Origin of the sequence: Aquisphaera insulae, from assembly GCF_011064615.1 — a bacterium.
Classification (GTDB): domain Bacteria; phylum Planctomycetota; class Planctomycetia; order Isosphaerales; family Isosphaeraceae; genus Aquisphaera; species Aquisphaera insulae.
Map to the genome: position 1 here is coordinate 1 of NZ_JAALJH010000129.1, position 18290 is coordinate 18290.

Sequence of the window (18290 nt, forward strand, 5' to 3'; positions counted from 1 at the left end):
GAAATCCTCCAATCTCGAGGCCCAAGGCGATCAGCCCGACTATGCCTGTTGGCAGTTCGCCAATTCCCAATACACCAGCCGCGACGACCAGCAGGGTTCCGAAAATCGGAAGTCCCGAGATATTCCGATCCGACGCCGGACTTTACCAGTACGCGATCGCCGCCGACCCGTCGAACGGGTACGTGGTGGGCAGGTGCTGACGCGTGTTCGTCACGGCCACGAGGCTGGGGCTGACCGTCGCCTACGAGCAGTCGTTCACCGTGTCCTGACGCCGGGAGACGGTCTTGGCCCTACGCGTCTTCCAGCAGGTGATCGAAGTCCTCCAGAGCACGGCGCTGAGCGGCATCGCCTTCGCCGTCCAGGGGCTCACACCATCACCTTCGGGTACGCGGCGTTGAGCTCTCAGTGAACCCCTCGGTCCTGGGCCGTTCAAAAGGCCCAGGCGCGTGGCGGGAAAGACACGTTCGCTGTCGCCGCCCCGGTCCCATCCACGATAGTACTCTTGTCAAGTCCCTGCCGTGTCGGGCCGGGGCTCACGGAGAGTTACTACCTGGGGCATCTCGATGTTTCGCCGCAAGACTCGGACATTTCGACCGCGCGTCGACGGGCTGGAGCCGAAGGTCGTCCTGAGCGTGACGCACGCCACACCGTTTGTCGCCAGCAGGGCAGCGACCGTGGGATGGATCAAAGGGATATACTCCGCCCCCTATGACAACCGGCCCGCGGACGAACCCATTTCCATGGAGTTAACCGGTTCCGGCAGGATGAAGACCCTCGGCAAGGTCTCGATGACCGGGTCGCTCCGCATGGGGGGGTTCTTGATCCAGGGGACACCCGATCCCACCGGGACGATCACGCTCACCAATCGGCGCGGTAGCGTCACCATCGCGCTGTCCGGGGATGGACTCACCGGGAACTCGACCGGCTCGGGACTGCGACTGACCGCGACCGTGCGAGAAGGGACCGGCGCTTACCGAAATCTCCGCTGGTCGGGGGCGGCGAGGCTCGAGCTGGGGCCGAACATGCTCGCAGGGTTCGCTCCGCTTCGAGGGAGCCTCGGACTCACGCTGCAGACCGTGCCCAGGTCGACCTGAGGTTCACCCTCTGGAGCCCGGTCCCCCCGGATCCTGGAACCGCAATCACCCGGCGCCCGGTATCAGCGTCAGCCGACCTCCGGCCGGTACGACGACGACAGCCCCCTGGCCGTGCCGAATCGGCGTCCTGGACTTCCCGACCTCCACCTGCCAGCCGTCGGTCGGGCCGTGGGAGGAACTCAGGGTCACCCCGAGTTGAGGATCGCCGTCGGCTCGCCGAAGGGCCGCAACGGCGAGCTTCCAGACGGCCCCGCCGTAGCCCAGGCCGTCGACCTCGAAGCCGTCGAGCGAGGAAGGGACGCGCGGCGAGAGCCGCAGTCCCTCCGCCGTCGGCTCGAGGCCAAGGAAGGCGACGGGGAGGGCCACGGCGGCGGCACCATTGTCGGGGAAGATCTCGCGGAAACCCTCGATGTCGGCACGGTCCAGGCTGGGGGGGCCGAAGTGCCAGCGGCCACGGCCTCCAGGGTCGAGGACGATCCGGCCGCCCGTCAAGCGATCGGGGCGGGCGTAGCGGTCGAGGACCTGCAGGGTTCGGGTCCAGGCGGCGTCGGCTCCCTGAATTCGGGCGCGGGAGATCAGATCGGGGTACACGGTGCCAAGTCGCGTCCCTCCCGCGGCCAGGACCGAGCCGAAGGGGTAACCGCCAGTTTGCCCTCCCAGTCCCTGCCAATCGGTGTTGTTCACGGTGAGGAACGGCGGGGCGATCTGCCAGAAATCGTAGATCCCGGGTCCCCAGGTCCGGCCGCCATCGCGCGAGATTGCGCCGTGATCGAGCCAGTCCAGGATCCGCCGCGCCGATCCCTCGTCCGCGATGCCCCGCTCGATCGCCTCGAGGTTGTAGTGGGCGTGACCGTAATCGTGATCGTCGTCGTCCCAGTCCACGCACGCGACATACCGGAACCGGCGCGAGCCGTTCTCGTCGATCTCCCGGCCGAAGGTTCGGCGGAAGGACTCGTTGGCGAGGCGGTGCAGCTCGTCGTAGCGGACGGCCTCGGCGTTCAGGCCCTGGAAGCGGGCCAGCTCGGCCATCGCATGGCAGGCGGTCGGATACCAGAGGCTCGACCACAGGTCCTTGCCGCCGCCGTATTGCTCCCAGTAGGAGACGCAAGCGATCGGATCCCCGGTCCGACCGGACCTGTTCAGGCCGCAGCCGGAACGGGGCAGGAAGGCCGCGACGCCCTCGTGCTCGGGACCGAACCAGCGATACCCATAATCGAAGAGGAGGCGGAGCATCTGCCAGCGATCGCCCTGGAATGGTCCGTTCCAGGCGGCATCGGCCGGGTCGGTCGCGGGGGCGTCGGGATCGGTCCACCAGCAAAGGCCGCCGTCCCACTTCCGGCCGCTCTCGACGTCGGCCAGCTCGGCGTGATAACGGCCCGGAGAGGCGGGCTCGCGGAGGGATACCTCGATCTCGGCGCGAGGCGTCCGCGGGGGGATGCCGGCGTGGAGGACGGCGAGCTCCGCGCCCGCCGGGCCGTCCCGCCGGACGCGAACCTCGACCTTCGCCGCCGAGTCGGCCCGGTTGCCCAGCGCCAGGCGGACCTTGCCGAATCTAGACCTCGCCGTGAACGTCTGCCCCAGGCGATGCTGCGTCGGCAGGCCGAAGTCGAGCCGCCAGTCTCCCTTGATCAGGACGGGGTCGGGGACGTTCGCCTTCTCTCCCAGGATCGGCGGCCCGTCGTCGAGGGCCAGCCAGCGGCGACGGACGGCCCGCAGCAAGGACCGGTCGCGCGTCATCAGGGCGGAACGGGCGAACGAGGAGATGAAGACCCAGTTGATGTGGAGGTGGCGAGCATCGATCGAGGGTGCCAGGAAGCCGCCGTCGCCGTAGTTGGGCGAGTCTCCCCAGCCATACATCAGTCCGAAATGCCCGCAGCGGTCGTAGCCGAAATTCGCGGCCTCGACCAGGGCGCGGCGAATGTCGCGGACGGCCGGCGAGCGGGGGTCGTCGAGCTGATGCGTCGTGATCGCGCCATTGAGCCAGTCGCCCCCCGTGATGACGCCGGGGTAGAAGTGAAGCCCCTGCTGGAGGTAGTCGGCGACCAGGGCGTTGAGCGAGGCCGACTTGCCTGTGATCGACTGCGTCAACGTCCGGTCGGGGAGGAACTTCATGGTGAGATACCGGAACGGATCGCCGGGGATCATCGTCCGGCCGCTCGGCTCGACCCGGACGGTCAAGCGACCGGTGATCGGCCCGCGGAACGTGAGCCGATCGTCGGCGACCAGGCACTCGAGCCGCTCCGCACCGGGCCAGTGGACGTCGAGGTCGAAACCGCCCTCTGGGTCGCCGCACAGGAGGAGCCGGTTCGAGGGGCCCAGGACGATCGGGGCGATGACCGTCGACGCCCCGTAGGACGAGGGCCGTGTGGGCTCGACGCGCTTGAATTCCTCGAGGAAGCGGGCGTGACCGGAGCCGCCGACGAACTTGCGGTAGACCTCGCGATGGGGGCGGAACTCGAGCGAATCGGCCGAGCCGTAGAGCCGATGCGAATCGGCATCGTAGAACCCCTCGCGGACGAACGGGACGGTCCAGGTCAGCCGGGTCGATGCGGCGCGGCTGGACGGCGAGAAATCGAGGCGGAGCTCGCGGCCGGCGACCGAGGCCCGAATGTCGTTCGCACCGTCGAGTGCGATCCCCGGGGGTCGCAGCAGGGGAGCGCCGAACCTCGCCCCGCCGCCGGGATCGCAACGCAGCTCGCCGAGGCCTTGATCGGTGGGAATTGCCAGCCAGTGCTCGTTCTTCAGCTCCGATCCCGGGGCGGCGCTGGTCGCGAGCGCGAGGACCCACGTCAGCCAGGCCGACCGGCAGAGTCGCAATCGGAGCATGAGAAGGCCCCCTACCGCGCGCCGGCCCCCGGCGCGGGGGTCTCGGCGGCCGGTGGCGGGGCCGGCGCCGCCGGGGTGGCCGCGGTCTTGAGCAGGAACTGGATGATCTCGGGCCGGTCCCAGTCGCTGGCGCCGACCTCGGCGGCGACGATCCGGCCGGCCGGCGAGATGACGAACGTGGCGGGGATGGCCTCCGTCTCGTAGGAGGGGGGCATGTCGGTGGCGTGGAGGATGGTCATCGGCCACTTCTTGTCGCGGACGAAATCGCGCACCTTGTCAATGTCGCGATCCACCGAAATGCAGAGGAAGGCGATGTTCTGCTCCTTGATCCGGTCGCGGCTGGCGAGCTCGGCGATGGACGGCATCTCGCTCACGCAGGGGGGGCACCACGTCGCCCAGATGTTCAGGAAGACGGTCCTGCCCCGGAATGAGGCCAGGTCCACGGGCTTCCCGTCCAGGTCGCGGAGCGACCACTTGAAGTCGGCAGGCCGGTCGACGACGGCCTCGGCCAGCTCCGGCCCACGGCCCGGGAGGAAGAACGTCAGGTAGAACACCCAGAACGCCACGAAGACCAGGCCGATGATCAGCCAGGTCCGGTCGGGGCGGGGCTTGGTGGTCGGGTCGGACATGCAAGATCTCCCGGAGCCGGGACCGCCGGCTCGCTCGTTCAGTCATCCCCTCGGGTCTCGGCCACGGGGGCGAGGAGGTTCTCGACGGGGGCGTAGTCGTCGGTCAGGACGATCCCGCGCGACCGCCCCTCGACGATGATCTTCGCGGTCTCCGGGTCGTAGACCGTCGGCTCGGTCCGACGACCCTTGCGGAAGAACTGCGGATCGTCGGGCCGCAGGCCGAGTTCCGCCAGGTCCAGGGGCTGGCGAGAGGCGACCACCACGAAGGTCTCGCGGAGTCCCGAACCGGGCTTGCGGTCGGTGCCGAAGATGTAGATGTGGGGGAACGACTGCTGCGCCGTCTTCGTCCAGGCGCCGAGGAACCCGCCGTAGCGGTGGGCCCGGGCCCGCTCCTGGTCTCGGATCCGCTGCTTCGCCGCGGGATCCGTGACCTCCTCCTTGGTGATCCGCTTCTCCGCCTTGAGGTCGGCCATCTGATCCGACTCGTAGACGTCGATGATGTTGATCATGTAGACGCCGGTCGGGCTGAGCATCTTGGCGATCTTGTCGTTGAACTCGCGGGTGGTCAGGTGCCACGGCACGGAGAAGTCGTTGAAGGCGTCGCCGAAGATGATGTCGTACTGCTTCTGGCCCTGGTTCTTCTCGACGAACTGGCGGGCATCGCCCCAGTGGGTCTGGATGTTCGTGTCGCGCGGGAGGCCGGTGGCGTTGAAGTTGGCGTTCGAGACGGCGGTGTCGATCTCGGCCACGTCCACCGCGGTGCCGGGATAGGCGTGCTGCATGTGCCGCTGGAACGTGTAGGCGCCGCCGCCCAGGAAGAGCGTCTTCAGGTCCGACTTCTCGACCTTCGGCAGGATCGGCGGGACGGGATCGCTGGCCGAGGGATCGCCCAGGAGGGGGGGCGACTTCGGCGCGGGGCTCGGCGTCCCGCCGGACTTTCCGGGCGATCCCTCCTGGGAGAAGACCTTGCTCGGGAGGTCGGCGACCTTGCCGCCGCCCGATGGCTTGGCCGCGGGCGCCGCGGGGGGCGCCGCCACGGTGATCTTGCCGCTGGCCTTCGCCGCCCGGTAGGCCACCAGGGCGTAGATGTGCTCGTAATCGTAGTCCAGGCGCTCCGGATGGTTGAGGACGAAGTAGCCGTGGATCAGGTTGTCCAGCACGAGAGTCCGGAGGTTGACCTCCTCGCCGTTGGGGCCGTCCTCCGGCTCGTTGAGCACCTTGATGTAGTAGTACTTGCTCTCGTCGATCCAGGCGAGCCGGTCTTCCGTCGTGGAGGGATTCCCGGAGGGCTCGCGGAGGCCGTAATCCACCCCGATCCGCTGGAAGACGGGGATCGGCAGGAAGGCCAGGGCGCAGCATCCCAGGGGGACCCCCGCCCAGAAGGCATGCTTCAGGGTTCCGAGGACGGTCGCCGCGAGCGCCATGACCGTGGCGATGATCAGGATGACGCCCTTGGTCCCGAGGATGTCGATCAGGTAGAAGCCGGTCAGGAAGGTGCCCAGGATGCTGCCGACCATGCCCCAGGCGTAGACCTCGCCGATCGCCGTGCCGGTCCGCTTGAACCGGCGGAGGCGGTCGATGGCGAGCTTCGCCATCACGGGGCTGACGGTCCCCATGGAGACCGCCGGCAGGAAGAAGACGATCGTCGTCACCAGGAGCAGCCGGTATTGCCAGGACATGGGGATGGCCGGCAGGAACGGGAGACTGAGCTCGCTCCAGGAGATCGCCTTGCCGAGCATGTTCTTGGGCGAGGGGATGCTCAGGAGCCGGGTCAGCCATTCCGGGGGTGATTCCATCAGCAGGATGCCGAGCGTGAGGACCGAGGGCACCAGGAAGAGCCAACTCGCCTGCTTCTCGTCCCGGACGAAGTTCGCGATCCTCCCGCCCAGGTAATTGCCCAGGCTCAGCCCCGCGAGGAGCACGGCGATCACGCTCGTCCAGCCGTAGATGCTCGACCCGAGGTGCCGGGCGACGAGCCGGCCTGCCACCATCTCGAGGGCCATGAAGGCCAGGCTCGCCACGAACGCGAGCGCGGCCAGGTCCCGGAGCGAGGGCCGCGACGAGGAGGGCTCCTTGTCGTCGACCTCCCATTGATCCCCGCCCGAGGTGGCGAGCGTACCGTCCCTGGCCGCGAACAGCCCGGCGACGCCGTGGAGGCCCAGGGCCAGGGCCACGAGGTTCCCGGCCAGGGCCAGGTAGTTCATCTCATAGGAACCCAGGCCGATCCCGCCGAGCCCAAGCCCCCGGACCAGGGGCCCTATCGAGCCCAGTCCCAGCAGGAGCGCCGCGGCCAGGCCCAGGCCGATCCCGAGCGGGCTCCGCGAGAGCGACGCGGCGAGCACGCAGAGCGCCGCGGCCACCAGCAGGACGATCGTCGAGGTGGGGGCCATGTACATCAGGAAGAAGCCCGCCACGAAGGTGCCGACGATCGACCCGATGGCGCCGCAGACGTAGACGTCGCCGATCGCGGAGCCGCTCCGCCTGGCCTGCTCCACCGCGATCTTGGCGACCACGGGGCCCACCATCCCCAGCACGGTCGCCGGCACGAGGAAGTCGAGGACGACCACCAGGATCGTCCGCAGCTCCCAGTTCATCGCGTCGGGGGACGGGATGATCCGGTCCACCACGGCATTCATCCACAAGCAGGAGAGCGTCAGCATCGCCCCGAGCGCGAACAGCGGGCCGACGGCCCGCCGCGGCTCGACCCTGTCGGCGAGCCGGCCCCCCAGGACGTTCCCCAGGCAGATGCCGCCCAGGATGATGCCGATCACGCTGGTCCAGACCGTGAGCGACGACCCGACATGCCGCGCGACGAGGCGGCTGGAGACCAGCTCCAGGATCATGATGCAAAGGCTGCTGAGGAACGCCAGGGCATAGGGCAGCAACCGGGCAGCGACGCCAGCCATTCCAGAAAGACTCCTCACGACCGCCAGTCCGGGCTTGGCGACTCGCCATCCGTGCCGGGGGATTGCACAAGGGGGACGCAGAGGACTCACGATATCCCACCGGCCCCGCCCGCCACAACCGCCTACCCGCGCCCGTCGGCCGCGCGGCCGCCCTCCTCGTCATTGACTTCACCCCCGGGCCAGGTAGAGTGGAAGGATCTCAGGCCCGCTCGCGAAGCGCCGGACTCCAGAGCCGGACCGAGACTCCTCGCACGCACGCCGGATGGTGCGAGAGGGGTTCTTAAAAGACTGAACTAAACATATTACAAAAGCTTAATCCGATGATCCCAGGGGGTGCCGCCGGGCCGAGGCCCCATGCCCGGCCGACGGCGCACGCTCGCCCGTCCGCGCCCCATCGGCGCGGCCCGCAACGGGCTCGACGTCGCCCCCCGCCCGGCGGGCGGGATCCGCATGAGGAGGCCTGTCTTGAAGCGGCAATTCGTGACGGTGGACGGTAATGAGGCGGCGGCCTATGTCGCCCATCAGACCAACGAGGTGATCGCCATCTATCCGATCACCCCGAGCTCGCCGATGGGCGAGTTCGCGGACGCCTGGTCGGCCGTCGGCCAGAAGAATATCTACGGCGTCGTGCCGACCGTGATCGAGATGCAGCACGAGGGCGGGGCGGCCGGCGCCTGCCACGGAGCCCTCCAGGGGGGGGCCCTGACGACGACCTTCACGGCGTCCCAGGGCCTGCTGCTGATGATCCCCAACATGTACAAGATCGCCGGCGAGCTCACCCCGGCGGTCTTCCACGTCGCGGCCCGGGCGCTGGCCACCCATGCCCTCTCGATCTTCGGCGACCAGAGCGACGTCATGGCCGCGCGGGCGACGGGCTGGGCCATGCTCTGCTCGAACACCGTCCAGGAAGTCCACGATTTCGCCCTGATCTCCCAGGCGGCCACCCTGAAAGCCCGGATCCCGTTCCTCCACTTCTTCGACGGCTTCCGGACCTCTCACGAGGTCAACAAGATCGAGCAGCTCACGCCGGACGACCTCCGCGCGATGGTCCCCGACGACCTGGTCAACGCCCACCGCGAGCGGGCCCTCAACCCAGAGCGGCCCATCCTCCGGGGCACGGCCCAGAACCCCGACGTCTTCTTCCAGGCCCGCGAGGCGTGCAACCCGTATTACCTCGCCGTGCCCCGGATCGTCCAGGAGACCATGGACAAGTTCGCCGGCCTGGTCGGCCGCCGGTATCACCTCTTCGACTACCACGGCGCCCCGGACGCCGAGGACGTGATCGTGGCCATGGGCTCCGCCTGCGGCGCGATCGCGGAGACCGTGGACAAGCTCAACGCCGAGGGCCGCAAGCTCGGGCTGGTGAAGGTCCGCCTCTACCGCCCGTTCGACGTCGCCGGGTTCCTGGGTGCGCTCCCCGTCTCGACCCGCCGGATCGTCGCGCTCGACCGCACCAAGGAGCCCGGCGCCATCGGCGAGCCCCTCTATCTGGACGTCCTCGGCGCGCTCGCCGAAGGCTGGGAAGATCGGGCCGGCGGCGGGCCGCTGCCCAAGGTCTTCGGCGGCCGCTACGGCCTCTCCTCCAAGGAATTCACGCCGGCGATGGTCGCCGGGACGTTCGACGAGGTGGCCTCCCCCTCGCCGCGCAAGCACTTCACCGTCGGGATCGTGGACGACGTCACCCACCTGAGCGTGAAGTGGGACCCCGCGTTCAGCACCGAGCCGGCGGACACCCACCGGGCCGTCTTCTACGGGCTCGGCAGCGACGGCACAGTCGGCGCCAACAAGAACACCGTCAAGATCATCGGCGAGAACACGCCCTATTACGCCCAGGGCTACTTCGTCTACGACTCCAAGAAGTCCGGCTCGGTCACGGTCTCTCACCTCCGGTTCAGCCCCCGGCCGATCGATTCCGCGTACCTCTGCCGCAACGCCAACTTCGTCGCCTGCCACCAGTTCAATTTCCTGGAGAAGATGGACGTCCTGGAGTTCGCGGACCCCGGCGCGACGTTCCTGCTCAACAGCCCGTACGGCCCGGATGAGGTCTGGGCGAAGATCCCGATCGAGACCCAGCGCCAGATCATCGACAAGAAGCTGAAGTTCTACGTGGTGGACGCCGAGGCGGTGGCCGAGAAGGCGGGCCTGGGCCGGCGGATCAACACGATCATGCAGACCTGCTTCTTCGCGATCTCCGGCGTCCTCCCCCGCGAGGAGGCGATCGCGGAGATCAAGCGGACGATCAAGAAGACCTACGGCAAGCGCGGCGAGACCGTCCTGCAGCAGAACTACGCCGGCGTGGACATGTCCGTCAGCGAGCTCTTCGAGGTGAAGGTCCCCGCGGAGCCCGGCGGCGACATCCGCAGGCTGCCGGCCGTGCCGGCCCACGCCCCGGACTTCGTCCAGCGGGTGACGGCGCTCATGATCGAGGGCAAGGGGGACCTGCTCCCCGTCAGCGCCCTCCCGGTCGACGGCACGTTCCCCACGGCGACCGCCCAGTATGAGAAGCGGAGCATCGCCGTCCAGATCCCGATCTGGGACCCGGACATCTGCATCCAGTGCGGCCTCTGCGCCCTCGTCTGCCCCCACGCCGCCATCAGGACCAAGGTCTTCCCGGCGGAGTCGCTCGCCGGCAAGCCGGACTCCTATCTGTCCCGCCCCTACACGGGCAAGGAGTATCCCGGCCAGCACCTCACCGTCCAGGTCGCCCCGGACGATTGCACCGGCTGCGGCGTCTGCGTGGACGTCTGCCCGGCCCGCAGCAAGGAGATGGTCCGCCACAAGGCCATCAACATGGAGCACAAGCTCGACCACCTGGAGGTGGAGCGGAGCAACTTCGAGTTCTTCGAGTCGCTCCCCGAGGTCGATCGCCAGAAGGTCAAGGCGGACATCATCAAGGGATCCCAGCTCCTGCAGCCGCTCTTCGAATACTCCGGGGCCTGCCCGGGTTGCGGCGAGACGCCCTACCTGAAGCTGATGAGCCAGCTCTTCGGCGACCGCACCCTGATCGCCAACGCCACCGGCTGCTCCTCGATCTACGGCGGCAACCTGCCCACGACCCCGTACACCCAGAACAAGCAGGGGAAGGGGCCGTCCTGGTGCAACTCGCTCTTCGAGGACAACGCCGAGTTCGGCCTGGGCATCCGCCTGGCGGTGGACGCCCAGGAGGGCTACGCACGCGAGCTCGTCCGTCGCCTCTCCGGCGAGCTCGGCGACGACCTGGTCAAGGGCCTGCTGGACGCCCACCAGGCGGACGAGTCCGAGATCGAGGCCCAGCGGGCCCGGGTCGCGGCCCTCACCCGCAAGCTCGCCGCGATCGGCTCGGCCGACGCCCGGCTGCTGGAGGGCGTGGCGGACCGGCTGGTCCGCCGCAGCGTCTGGATCATCGGCGGCGACGGCTGGGCCTACGACATCGGCTTCGGCGGCCTCGATCACGTGCTCGCCTGCGGGCGGGACGTGAACATCCTGGTGCTGGACACGGAGGTCTATTCGAACACCGGCGGCCAGGCCTCCAAGTCCACGCCCCGCGCGGCGGTCGCCAAGTTCGCCTCCGGCGGCAAGGCCGTCGGCAAGAAGGACCTGGGGATGATGGCCGTGGACTACGGCAACGTCTACGTGGCGACCGTGGCCCTGGGTGCCAACCCGCTCCAGACCCTCAAGGCGTTCCGCGAGGCCGAGTCCTATCACGGCACCTCGCTGATCATCGCCTACAGCACCTGCATCGCCCACGGCATCGACATGACGACGTCGATGAACCATCAGAAAGAGGCGATCACCTCGGGCTACTGGCCCCTCTATCGCTACGATCCCCGGGAGGCCCACGACGGCAACAAGCCGTTCCACCTGGACAGCCGCAAGCCCACGACGTCGTTCCGCGAGTTCGCCCTCAAGGAAGGGCGGTACGCCATGCTCGCGCGAGCCAACCCCTCGCAGTCGGAGCGTCTCCTCGACATGGCCCAGAAGGACATCAACGAACGCTGGCACTTCTACGAGCAGATGGCCGGCATCGAGCGGACGGTCAGCCCTTTTGAGGAGCTCCCCCGATGAGCCACAGACTTCGCACCAAGTATCTCGGCCTGGACCTGAAGAATCCCCTGGTCGCCTCCGCCGGCCCGCTGACGGGGAGGGTCGACTCCCTCATGAAGCTGGAGGAGGCGGGGGCCTCGGCCGTCGTCCTCCCCTCGCTCTTCGAGGAGCAGATCACCCGCGAGGAAGTCGAAATCTCGCTCCTCTACGACTTCAATAACGAGGGATTCGCCGAGGCGCAGTCGTACCTGCCGGAGATGCAGAACTATCACACCGGGCCGGACAATTACCTGCTCCTGGTCCGCCAGGCCAAGCAGGCGCTCACCATCCCCGTGATCGGCAGCCTCAACGGCACCTCCAACGGGGGCTGGGTCCAGTACGGCAAGATGATCCAGGACGCCGGGGCGGACGCCCTGGAGCTGAATATCTACTTCCTGTCCACGGAGCCGGAGACGACGTCCCTGGAGGTGGAAGCCCGATACCTCGAACTGGTCGCGGCGGTCCGGGCGGCGATTTCGATCCCGCTGGCCGTCAAGATCGGGCCCTATTTCAGCTCGCTGCCCAACATGGCCAAACGGCTCTATCAGTCCGGAGCCGACGGCCTCGTCCTGTTCAACCGGTTCCTCCAGCCGGACATCGAGCTCGACACGCTCCGCGTGGAGCCGCACCTGGTCCTGAGCCAGAGCGAAGAGCTCCGGCTCCCGCTCCGCTGGATCGCGATCCTCCGCTCCTACTTCGAGAAGTCGCTGGCGGCGACGTCCGGCGTCCACTCCGCCGACGACGTGATCAAGCTCATCCTCGCCGGCGCGGACGTCGCCATGACGACGTCCGGCGTCCTCAAGAAGGGCCCGGGCCTCCTCGCCGATCTCCTCCTGGGCCTGATGACCTGGCTGGACGAGAAGGAGTACGAGTCGGTCGAGCAGATGAAGGGCTCGCTGAGCCAGCGGAACAGCCCCGACCCGGCGGCCTTCGAGCGGGCCAACTACGTGAAGGCCATCCGGTCCTATTCGTCGCAGTTCGCGGTCTGAACGCGATCCTCGGCGGGTCGAAACAGTCGAGGTGGCGCCCTTGCTCGTCCCGATCCACGACCTGGACGATCCCCGCATCGCCGTCTATCGGAGCCTCAAGGCGACGAACGCGACGCGGGGACTCGACCAGTTCGTGGTCGAGGGAGACAAGCTGGTTTACCGCCTGCTCGAGAGCCGCTTCCCCACGGTCTCGATCCTGGCGTCCGATCGCTTCGCCGCATCGCAGGGCGCCGGCCTTCCCGAGGACGTGCCGCTCTACGTCGTCCCCTTCCGTCTCATCCACGAGCTCGTCGGGTTCCCGTTCCATCGGGGTGTCCTCGCCTGCGGCAGGCGCCTCCCCTGGCCGTCGGCGGGAGAGATCCTGCAGGCGGCCGGCCCGCGCGCGACCGTGGCGATCTGCCCCAGGATCAGCAATCCGGAGAACCTCGGCGCGATCGCCCGGATCGGGGACGTCCTTGGCCTGGATGCCGTCCTCGCCGGGCCGGGCTGCCCGGAGCCCCTCTCTCGGAGGGTGCTCCGGGTCTCCATGGGCTCCGTCCTCTCGCTCCCGATCCTGACCGACGACCGCCTCGAGGAGACCGCGGATCGGCTCTCGGCCGAGTGGGGCCTGAGGCTCTGGGGGGCCGTGGCGGACGCGTCGGCGGAGGCCTTCGACGGGTGCCCTCGGCCGCCATGCCTGGGCCTGGTCCTGGGCGACGAGGACTCGGGCGTCGCGGCCGACTGGCTGAGGCGTTGCGAGCGATCCGTCACCATCCCGATGCGCCCGGGGGCCGGGTCGCTGAACGTGGCCGTTGCGGCGGGCATCCTGCTCTACCACCTGACCGCCCGCTGACCGGGCGGCGTGGCATTCGCTCAATCCGGGAGCGTGCCGGTCGCCTCGCCCCGCGAGCTTCCCTGGTGCAGGCCCAGCCGATGAGACTCCTGCTCGAGCCGCTTGCGGATGAGCTGGAGCTTCAATTCCACGGCCCGGACCGTCCGATCGATCATCGAGGCGATCTCGGCGTTGGTGAAGCCCTCGAGCTTCCAGACGACGATTCGCCGCTGCTCCTCGGGGAGCATGTCCAGGAGCCTGGTCACCTCCTCGACCACGGCGACCTGGTCCTCCGGGCTGGGCTGGTTGCGATCCACGTGCTCGAGGAGCCAGTGGGGCAGGCGGCTGTCATCCCGGGCGGTCGGCCTGTCCATGCGTTCCTTCCGGAAGTCGCGGCGCTCGGCCATGTGACGGTTGGCCGTGTTCACGACCTTGCACATCGTGATCCGAACGAGGAGTTTCCAGAGCTCCTTGCGGCTGGCCGGCGCGGTCTTGCCCTCGTACTGGCCCTTGAAGAAGCTGGCGAACATGCTCTGGAGGATGTCGTGCTCGTCCTCCCGGCGGAGGATCCGATTGTCGAGATGGCGGCGGACCAGGACCTTGAGGCGGGGCGAGAACCGTTCCCAGATGATCCGGGCGGCTTCATCCCGGAGCGCGGCGTTCGGGGACCTGAGGTCGTAGACGACGTGGGTGAGCGAACCGTCGGAATTCATGTGCCCCCCGAAGCGTGAGAGGATCGGGTCGCGAGACGCTGGGTCGCCCCCTGGCAGGCGGGCCGAGGACCCATCATCCGTTACGGAGGCGTCCACCAGAGATTACAGGCACAGTGCTCTCGCGATCGGAATGGTAAGGATCGCGACGACCTTCCGTATCAAAACAAGATGAGCCGGGCGATGACACGTCGACGCCCATGATCATGAGGCGTACCGATCGTAACAGCGGCCGATCGGTCATGCCAATAAAAACCAGGGAATTCCCGGACATGCTTAAGGGAATATCCGGACACGCTTAACTGACCAGGTTTATCGGCCTTATCAATGCATCCCTCGCGGAAATCCCGGTCATTTGGGCTCGTCGCCGCGGGGCTCCTCGTGGGATCCTGATTGGAAGGGTTGATGTAAGGGAGTGGTGACTTCCGCGGCCGGTCCTGACCGAGTCGTCCCGCAGCGGGGCCGGGGTGCCCAGCCGGAATCGGGGAATCTCGCGATGACAACCGATCAGAGCATTGTTCCCACCTTGCAGATCCTCACCGGTGTCTGCGCCGGCCGCCTCTACAAGATCGACCGCGACGTGATGGTGATCGGTCGCAACTCGGATTGCGACCTGATCCTGGATCCGAAGTCGGTTTCCCGGCGACACGCGGCCATCGTCCGCCGCGAGGCGGACTATGTCATCAAGGACCTGAACAGCACCCGGGGGACGCTCGTCAACGGCGTCCGCCTGACGCAGCCGGCCGTTCTCAAGAATGGCAACGTGATCCAGATCGGCGAGCTCCAGCTCTATTACAAGACGAACCTCGTCCAGATCCAGGACGACGACGCGGAGCCCTCCACGGTCTTCGCCACCCTGGACATGCCCCGGAGCGACGACCAGTCCGAGGCCGTAATCCACCCGGAGCAGAAGCTCCGGGCCCTGCAACGGATCGGCAATTCGCTGGGTACGACCCTGGAGCTGGGCGCCGTCCTCGAGAAGGTGCTGGCCGCACTCTTCGAGATCTTCCCCGCGGCCGAACGCGGGTTCGTGCTCCTCGAAGACCGGACCCGGGGCATCCTCACCCCGGAGGCCATCCGCACGAGGTCGGGAACGCCGGGGAACCCGACGATCAGCAAGTCGATCCTCCAGCGCGTCCTGCACGACGGCAAGGCCATCCTCAGCAAGGACTTGCCCTCCGAATTCCCGAACAGCGAGAGCGTCAGCCAGGGGCGCATCTCGTCGCTGATGTGCGTGCCGCTGATGGACCACCAGCAGCACCCGATCGGCGTCATCCAGATCGATACTCGCCTTGGTCGAAAGCACTTCGAGCAGGATGACCTGGACCTGCTGGTCTCGGTCGCCGGCCAGGTCAGCGTCGCGGTCCAGAACGCGAGGCTGCACCACGACCTGATCAAGCAGCACGAGCTCGAGCAGGAGCTCCAGTACGCCCGCGAGGTCATGCAGGCCCTCCTCCCGGAGCGGCCCAAGAGCGTCTCCGGGTACGAGTTCTGGGACCATTACGAGCCGGCCCGCCACGTCGGCGGCGACTACTACGGCTTCATCCCGCTCCATGGGCCGCACGACGACCGCAAGCAGCCGCCCCGCCGGTGGGCCATCGCGATCGGCGACGTGGTGGGCAAGGGACTCCCCGCGGCCCTCCTGACCGCGCGGCTTTCCGCCGAGATCCGGCTCTTCCTCCAGGGGGAGGGCGACCCGGCCTGGGTGGTCTCGCGGCTCAATCAGCAGCTCACCGAGAACGGCGTCCTCGACATGTACATCACGTTCCTGCTGATCATGCTGGACGTGGAGACGCACACGCTCCGCCTGGCCAATGCCGGCCACCCGGCCCCGCTCCTCCGCCGCCCCGACGGCCAGGTCCTGGAGCTGGGCAAGGACGCCTCCGGCCTCCCGCTCGCCATCTCGCCCGACGGGCCGTACGAGACCTGGGAGACGACGCTCGCACCGGGCGATTCCGTCGTCCTCGTCACCGACGGCGTCACCGACGCCATGAACCCCGCGAACGAGCGGTTCGGCGACAAGCGGCTCCGGGAGCTGATCCGATCCACCTCGGGAGGGCCCGCCGTCCTCGGCGACTCGATCCTCCAGCAGGTCCAGGATCATTCCTCGGGTCGTGCCCAGTTCGACGACATCACGATCGTCAGCTTCGGCCGCAACCCGGCCTGACCGGGCCGCGAAGCGCCGGGCCGCCCTCATTCGACCTCGGCCGGTGCCTCGAGCCCGAGCTTCTCCCTGAGCATGGCCTTGAGCCGGGGATGGGCGGAATGGTCGCGGACATTGAGGGTCGGGACGCCCGTCAGCCGCTCGATCAGGCTGATCCCCGCGGTCGTGCCCGCGGCCAGCCCCGTGATCAGGTCCGGCCGGATCCCGAAGGCCGTCATCACGCCGAGCGACGCATACGGGTCGCAGGTGGCGAGGACCGTCATCCTCACGCTCGATTCGATGAGCGAGATGGCCGTGTCGCTGTTGTAGGGCTCAAGGGGAGAGGCACCGGTCTCGACGACCGCCACGTCGGGGCGGAGCTCGTCGATCCGCCCCAGCAGCGGCATCATCGCCGCGCGGTAGGCGTCCGCCGGGCAGACCGTGGACGGGAGCCCGGCGTCCACGAAGTCGAAGACGTGATCGGCCCCTTCGTCGGCCATGGCGAGCAGGTCGCCGTACGGCCCGGCGCCGGTCAGCTTGGCCCCCGCCACGCGCAGGCCCGCCTGCTTGAGGAGCCGGATCAGCACCCGCGCGGTCGTCGTCTTGCCGGCCGACATGGTCGAGCCGATGACAAGGACGGTGGGCACCGTCAACAACCGGAGCGGGCCGCGGACCGCGAATTCGGACATCCGGGCCGGCTCGCCGCCGAGGAAGACGTGCCCCCGGTAGAGCAGGGGGAGCCTTGGCTTAAGCAGATCCGAACGCATCTGGCAGAAGCCGAAGATCCCACCCTCGGTCAGGGCGTGCATCCGCCCGTCGTCGCCAGTCGCCTCCCAGTCGCCCGTGGTATCCAGCGTCGCGGCCCGCTTCCCCAGCGTCCCCACCACCAGCTCGCCGCGATCGACCTCCACGATCCGCCCGTTGCAGAGCTCCAGCCGGGTGCTCGCCGCGCCGGGCGTCTCGACCTCGGCCAGGATGTAGTCCCCGGTCCGCCATCGCGACCGTTCGAGCGGCCGGGTCGTGGCCGGCGACCGATCGAGGGGCGAGATCCGGGTGACGGACGTGTGCAGATGCGGCGCGGCCATGGGGGATCCTCTCGTCGAGTCAGGAGGCGCCGAGGCGCCGGCCTCGCACCGGTTCGATCTCGTTGCCGAGCGGCAGGGCCACGCACTGGGCGGCGCACAGGTCGCCGGCCGAGCCCGTGGTGAACGACCTCCGGGGTAGCCTCAGTCCTTCGCCGTCATGGTCCTCGTCACGGGGGCAGAGCGGCAGGAAGGCCTGGAGGATCGTCCGCCCGAGCCCGAGGAAGAAGAGCATGTAAGGATAAGGCGCGTCTCGGTCCGACCTCCGCGCCAGGGACGCCCACGGCTGATCCTCGGAGGCGTGGGTTCGATAGAGGACGCAGCTCACTCCCCCGAACAAACCGCCGTCGAATTCGTGGTCCGGATTGACGATCCACTCGATCGTGTCGTTGAAGCTCGGCAGCTCCGATTCCGGCATCATCGACAGCGCGATGCGGCTCAAGCATTTGTAAGCCGGGATCGGGAACGTGGACGGCGGACGCCGGCCGTTCTCTCCGTGCCCCTCGACCACAAGCTCACCCAGCGATGACCAGAAGAGGGCGAGCTCCCGGTCGAGCGGGACCTGGAATTCCTCGTAGCAGCCATCGCAGATCTCCCGAGTCGTCGGCGAGCTCGACCCGAGGAACTCCGGGAGGATCGGCCGGACGAAGGAGAAGGACACCCGGGGCGCGGACTGTTCGCAGAATCGGCACCGCGGGCGACGTTCGGCGCCCGCGGGCTGCGGTCGGATCTCGGCGTGCTCGATCTCGACGATGGTCCGATAATTCAGCTCGAAGGACAGGTCCATCCGGGCGGCGACCCAGTCATCGAGGTCCCCCCCATGACGCCACCCCCGCCGCTCCCACCGCTCGTAGGCCCGTTTCTCAATCTGTTGGTCGCTCGGTTCCATGGCCCCGGTCCTTCGCTCATCGGCGAGTACAAACGCGACGGCCGGTCGCATTGCTCGCCGCCCGTCTCGATCTTAGTGGACGGCGGCCTCCTGCGAGAACCCCCGAAGGTAAGCGAGGGACTCGGATAAACCACTTCTCGGCGAAGTGA

Annotated in this window: 11 protein-coding genes; 5 read left to right on the forward strand and 6 right to left on the reverse strand. The window is 68.2% G+C overall.

Annotation, left to right across the window (positions count from 1 at the left end; genetic code table 11):
* Positions 1-740: 740 nt before the first annotated feature.
* Entirely contained in the window at positions 741-1094 is a 354-nt protein-coding gene (locus G6O54_RS34170) for a hypothetical protein (RefSeq protein WP_165234492.1), read from the forward strand.
* A 45-nt stretch (positions 1095-1139) separates the two neighbouring features.
* Here G6O54_RS34170 and G6O54_RS34175 read toward each other — a convergent pair whose 3' ends face one another.
* The 3 genes from G6O54_RS34175 to G6O54_RS38285 are packed head-to-tail and all read right to left on the reverse strand — an operon-like array spanning position 1140 to position 7455.
* Positions 1140-3920, reverse strand: a complete 2781-nt coding sequence (locus G6O54_RS34175; RefSeq protein ID WP_165234495.1) for a hypothetical protein — start codon at positions 3918-3920, stop codon at positions 1140-1142.
* 11 nt (positions 3921-3931) lie between these two features.
* Positions 3932-4549 carry a TlpA family protein disulfide reductase gene (locus G6O54_RS34180; RefSeq protein ID WP_165234498.1) on the reverse strand — a complete coding sequence of 206 codons (618 nt, stop codon included), beginning with the start codon at positions 4547-4549 and terminating at the stop codon, positions 3932-3934.
* A 38-nt stretch (positions 4550-4587) separates the two neighbouring features.
* Positions 4588-7455: a fused MFS/spermidine synthase gene (locus tag G6O54_RS38285; protein WP_165234501.1), complete on the reverse strand. Its 2868-nt coding sequence runs from the start codon at positions 7453-7455 to the stop codon at positions 4588-4590.
* A 450-nt stretch (positions 7456-7905) separates the two neighbouring features.
* On the opposite strand from G6O54_RS38285, the gene nifJ reads away from it, so the two are divergent.
* Genes nifJ through G6O54_RS34200 form a run of 3 tightly spaced genes read left to right on the forward strand, consistent with a single transcriptional unit; the run spans position 7906 to position 13338 of the window.
* Complete coding sequence (gene nifJ, locus G6O54_RS34190; RefSeq protein WP_165234522.1) at positions 7906-11499, forward strand: pyruvate:ferredoxin (flavodoxin) oxidoreductase; 3594 nt, start codon at positions 7906-7908, stop codon at positions 11497-11499.
* On the forward strand, positions 11496-12506 hold the full coding sequence (locus G6O54_RS34195) for a dihydroorotate dehydrogenase-like protein (protein WP_165234504.1): 1011 nt from the start codon (positions 11496-11498) through the stop codon (positions 12504-12506). Before nifJ ends, G6O54_RS34195 begins: the two co-directional genes overlap by 4 nt.
* A gap of 40 nt (positions 12507-12546) precedes the next feature.
* Positions 12547-13338 carry a TrmH family RNA methyltransferase gene (locus tag G6O54_RS34200; protein WP_165234507.1) on the forward strand — a complete coding sequence of 264 codons (792 nt, stop codon included), beginning with the start codon at positions 12547-12549 and terminating at the stop codon, positions 13336-13338.
* Between the two features lie 20 nt (positions 13339-13358).
* Here the strand turns inward: G6O54_RS34200 and G6O54_RS34205 are convergent, their stop codons facing one another.
* A complete protein-coding gene (locus G6O54_RS34205; RefSeq protein ID WP_165234510.1) occupies positions 13359-14030 on the reverse strand; it encodes an RNA polymerase sigma factor in 672 nt (223 codons plus the stop codon).
* A 493-nt stretch (positions 14031-14523) separates the two neighbouring features.
* Between G6O54_RS34205 and G6O54_RS34210 the strand changes: the two genes are divergently transcribed.
* A complete protein-coding gene (locus tag G6O54_RS34210) occupies positions 14524-16194 on the forward strand; it encodes a SpoIIE family protein phosphatase (protein ID WP_165234514.1) in 1671 nt (556 codons plus the stop codon).
* A gap of 26 nt (positions 16195-16220) precedes the next feature.
* Here the strand turns inward: G6O54_RS34210 and G6O54_RS34215 are convergent, their stop codons facing one another.
* Both G6O54_RS34215 and G6O54_RS34220 read right to left on the reverse strand, forming a co-directional pair.
* The gene (locus G6O54_RS34215; protein WP_165234516.1) at positions 16221-17255 is read right to left on the reverse strand and encodes a P-loop NTPase family protein; all 1035 of its coding nucleotides are present in this window, start codon (positions 17253-17255) and stop codon (positions 16221-16223) included.
* Positions 17256-17274: 19 nt separating this feature from the next.
* Complete coding sequence (locus G6O54_RS34220) at positions 17275-18141, reverse strand: DUF2934 domain-containing protein (protein ID WP_165234519.1); 867 nt, start codon at positions 18139-18141, stop codon at positions 17275-17277.
* Between the last annotated feature and the right edge of the window lie 149 nt (positions 18142-18290).

Coding starts and splice junctions, on each gene's coding strand:
- G6O54_RS34195 (WP_165234504.1), top strand. CDS start 11,496: ATGAGCCACAGACTTCGCACCAAGTATCTCGGCCTGGACCTGAAGAAT.
- nifJ (WP_165234522.1), top strand. CDS start 7,906: ATGAGGAGGCCTGTCTTGAAGCGGCAATTCGTGACGGTGGACGGTAAT.
- G6O54_RS34215 (WP_165234516.1), bottom strand. CDS start 17,255: ATGGCCGCGCCGCATCTGCACACGTCCGTCACCCGGATCTCGCCCCTC.
- G6O54_RS34180 (WP_165234498.1), bottom strand. CDS start 4,549: ATGTCCGACCCGACCACCAAGCCCCGCCCCGACCGGACCTGGCTGATC.
- G6O54_RS34210 (WP_165234514.1), top strand. CDS start 14,524: ATGACAACCGATCAGAGCATTGTTCCCACCTTGCAGATCCTCACCGGT.
- G6O54_RS34220 (WP_165234519.1), bottom strand. CDS start 18,141: ATGGAACCGAGCGACCAACAGATTGAGAAACGGGCCTACGAGCGGTGG.
- G6O54_RS34205 (WP_165234510.1), bottom strand. CDS start 14,030: ATGAATTCCGACGGTTCGCTCACCCACGTCGTCTACGACCTCAGGTCC.
- G6O54_RS34170 (WP_165234492.1), top strand. CDS start 741: ATGGAGTTAACCGGTTCCGGCAGGATGAAGACCCTCGGCAAGGTCTCG.
- G6O54_RS38285 (WP_165234501.1), bottom strand. CDS start 7,455: ATGGCTGGCGTCGCTGCCCGGTTGCTGCCCTATGCCCTGGCGTTCCTC.
- G6O54_RS34175 (WP_165234495.1), bottom strand. CDS start 3,920: ATGCTCCGATTGCGACTCTGCCGGTCGGCCTGGCTGACGTGGGTCCTC.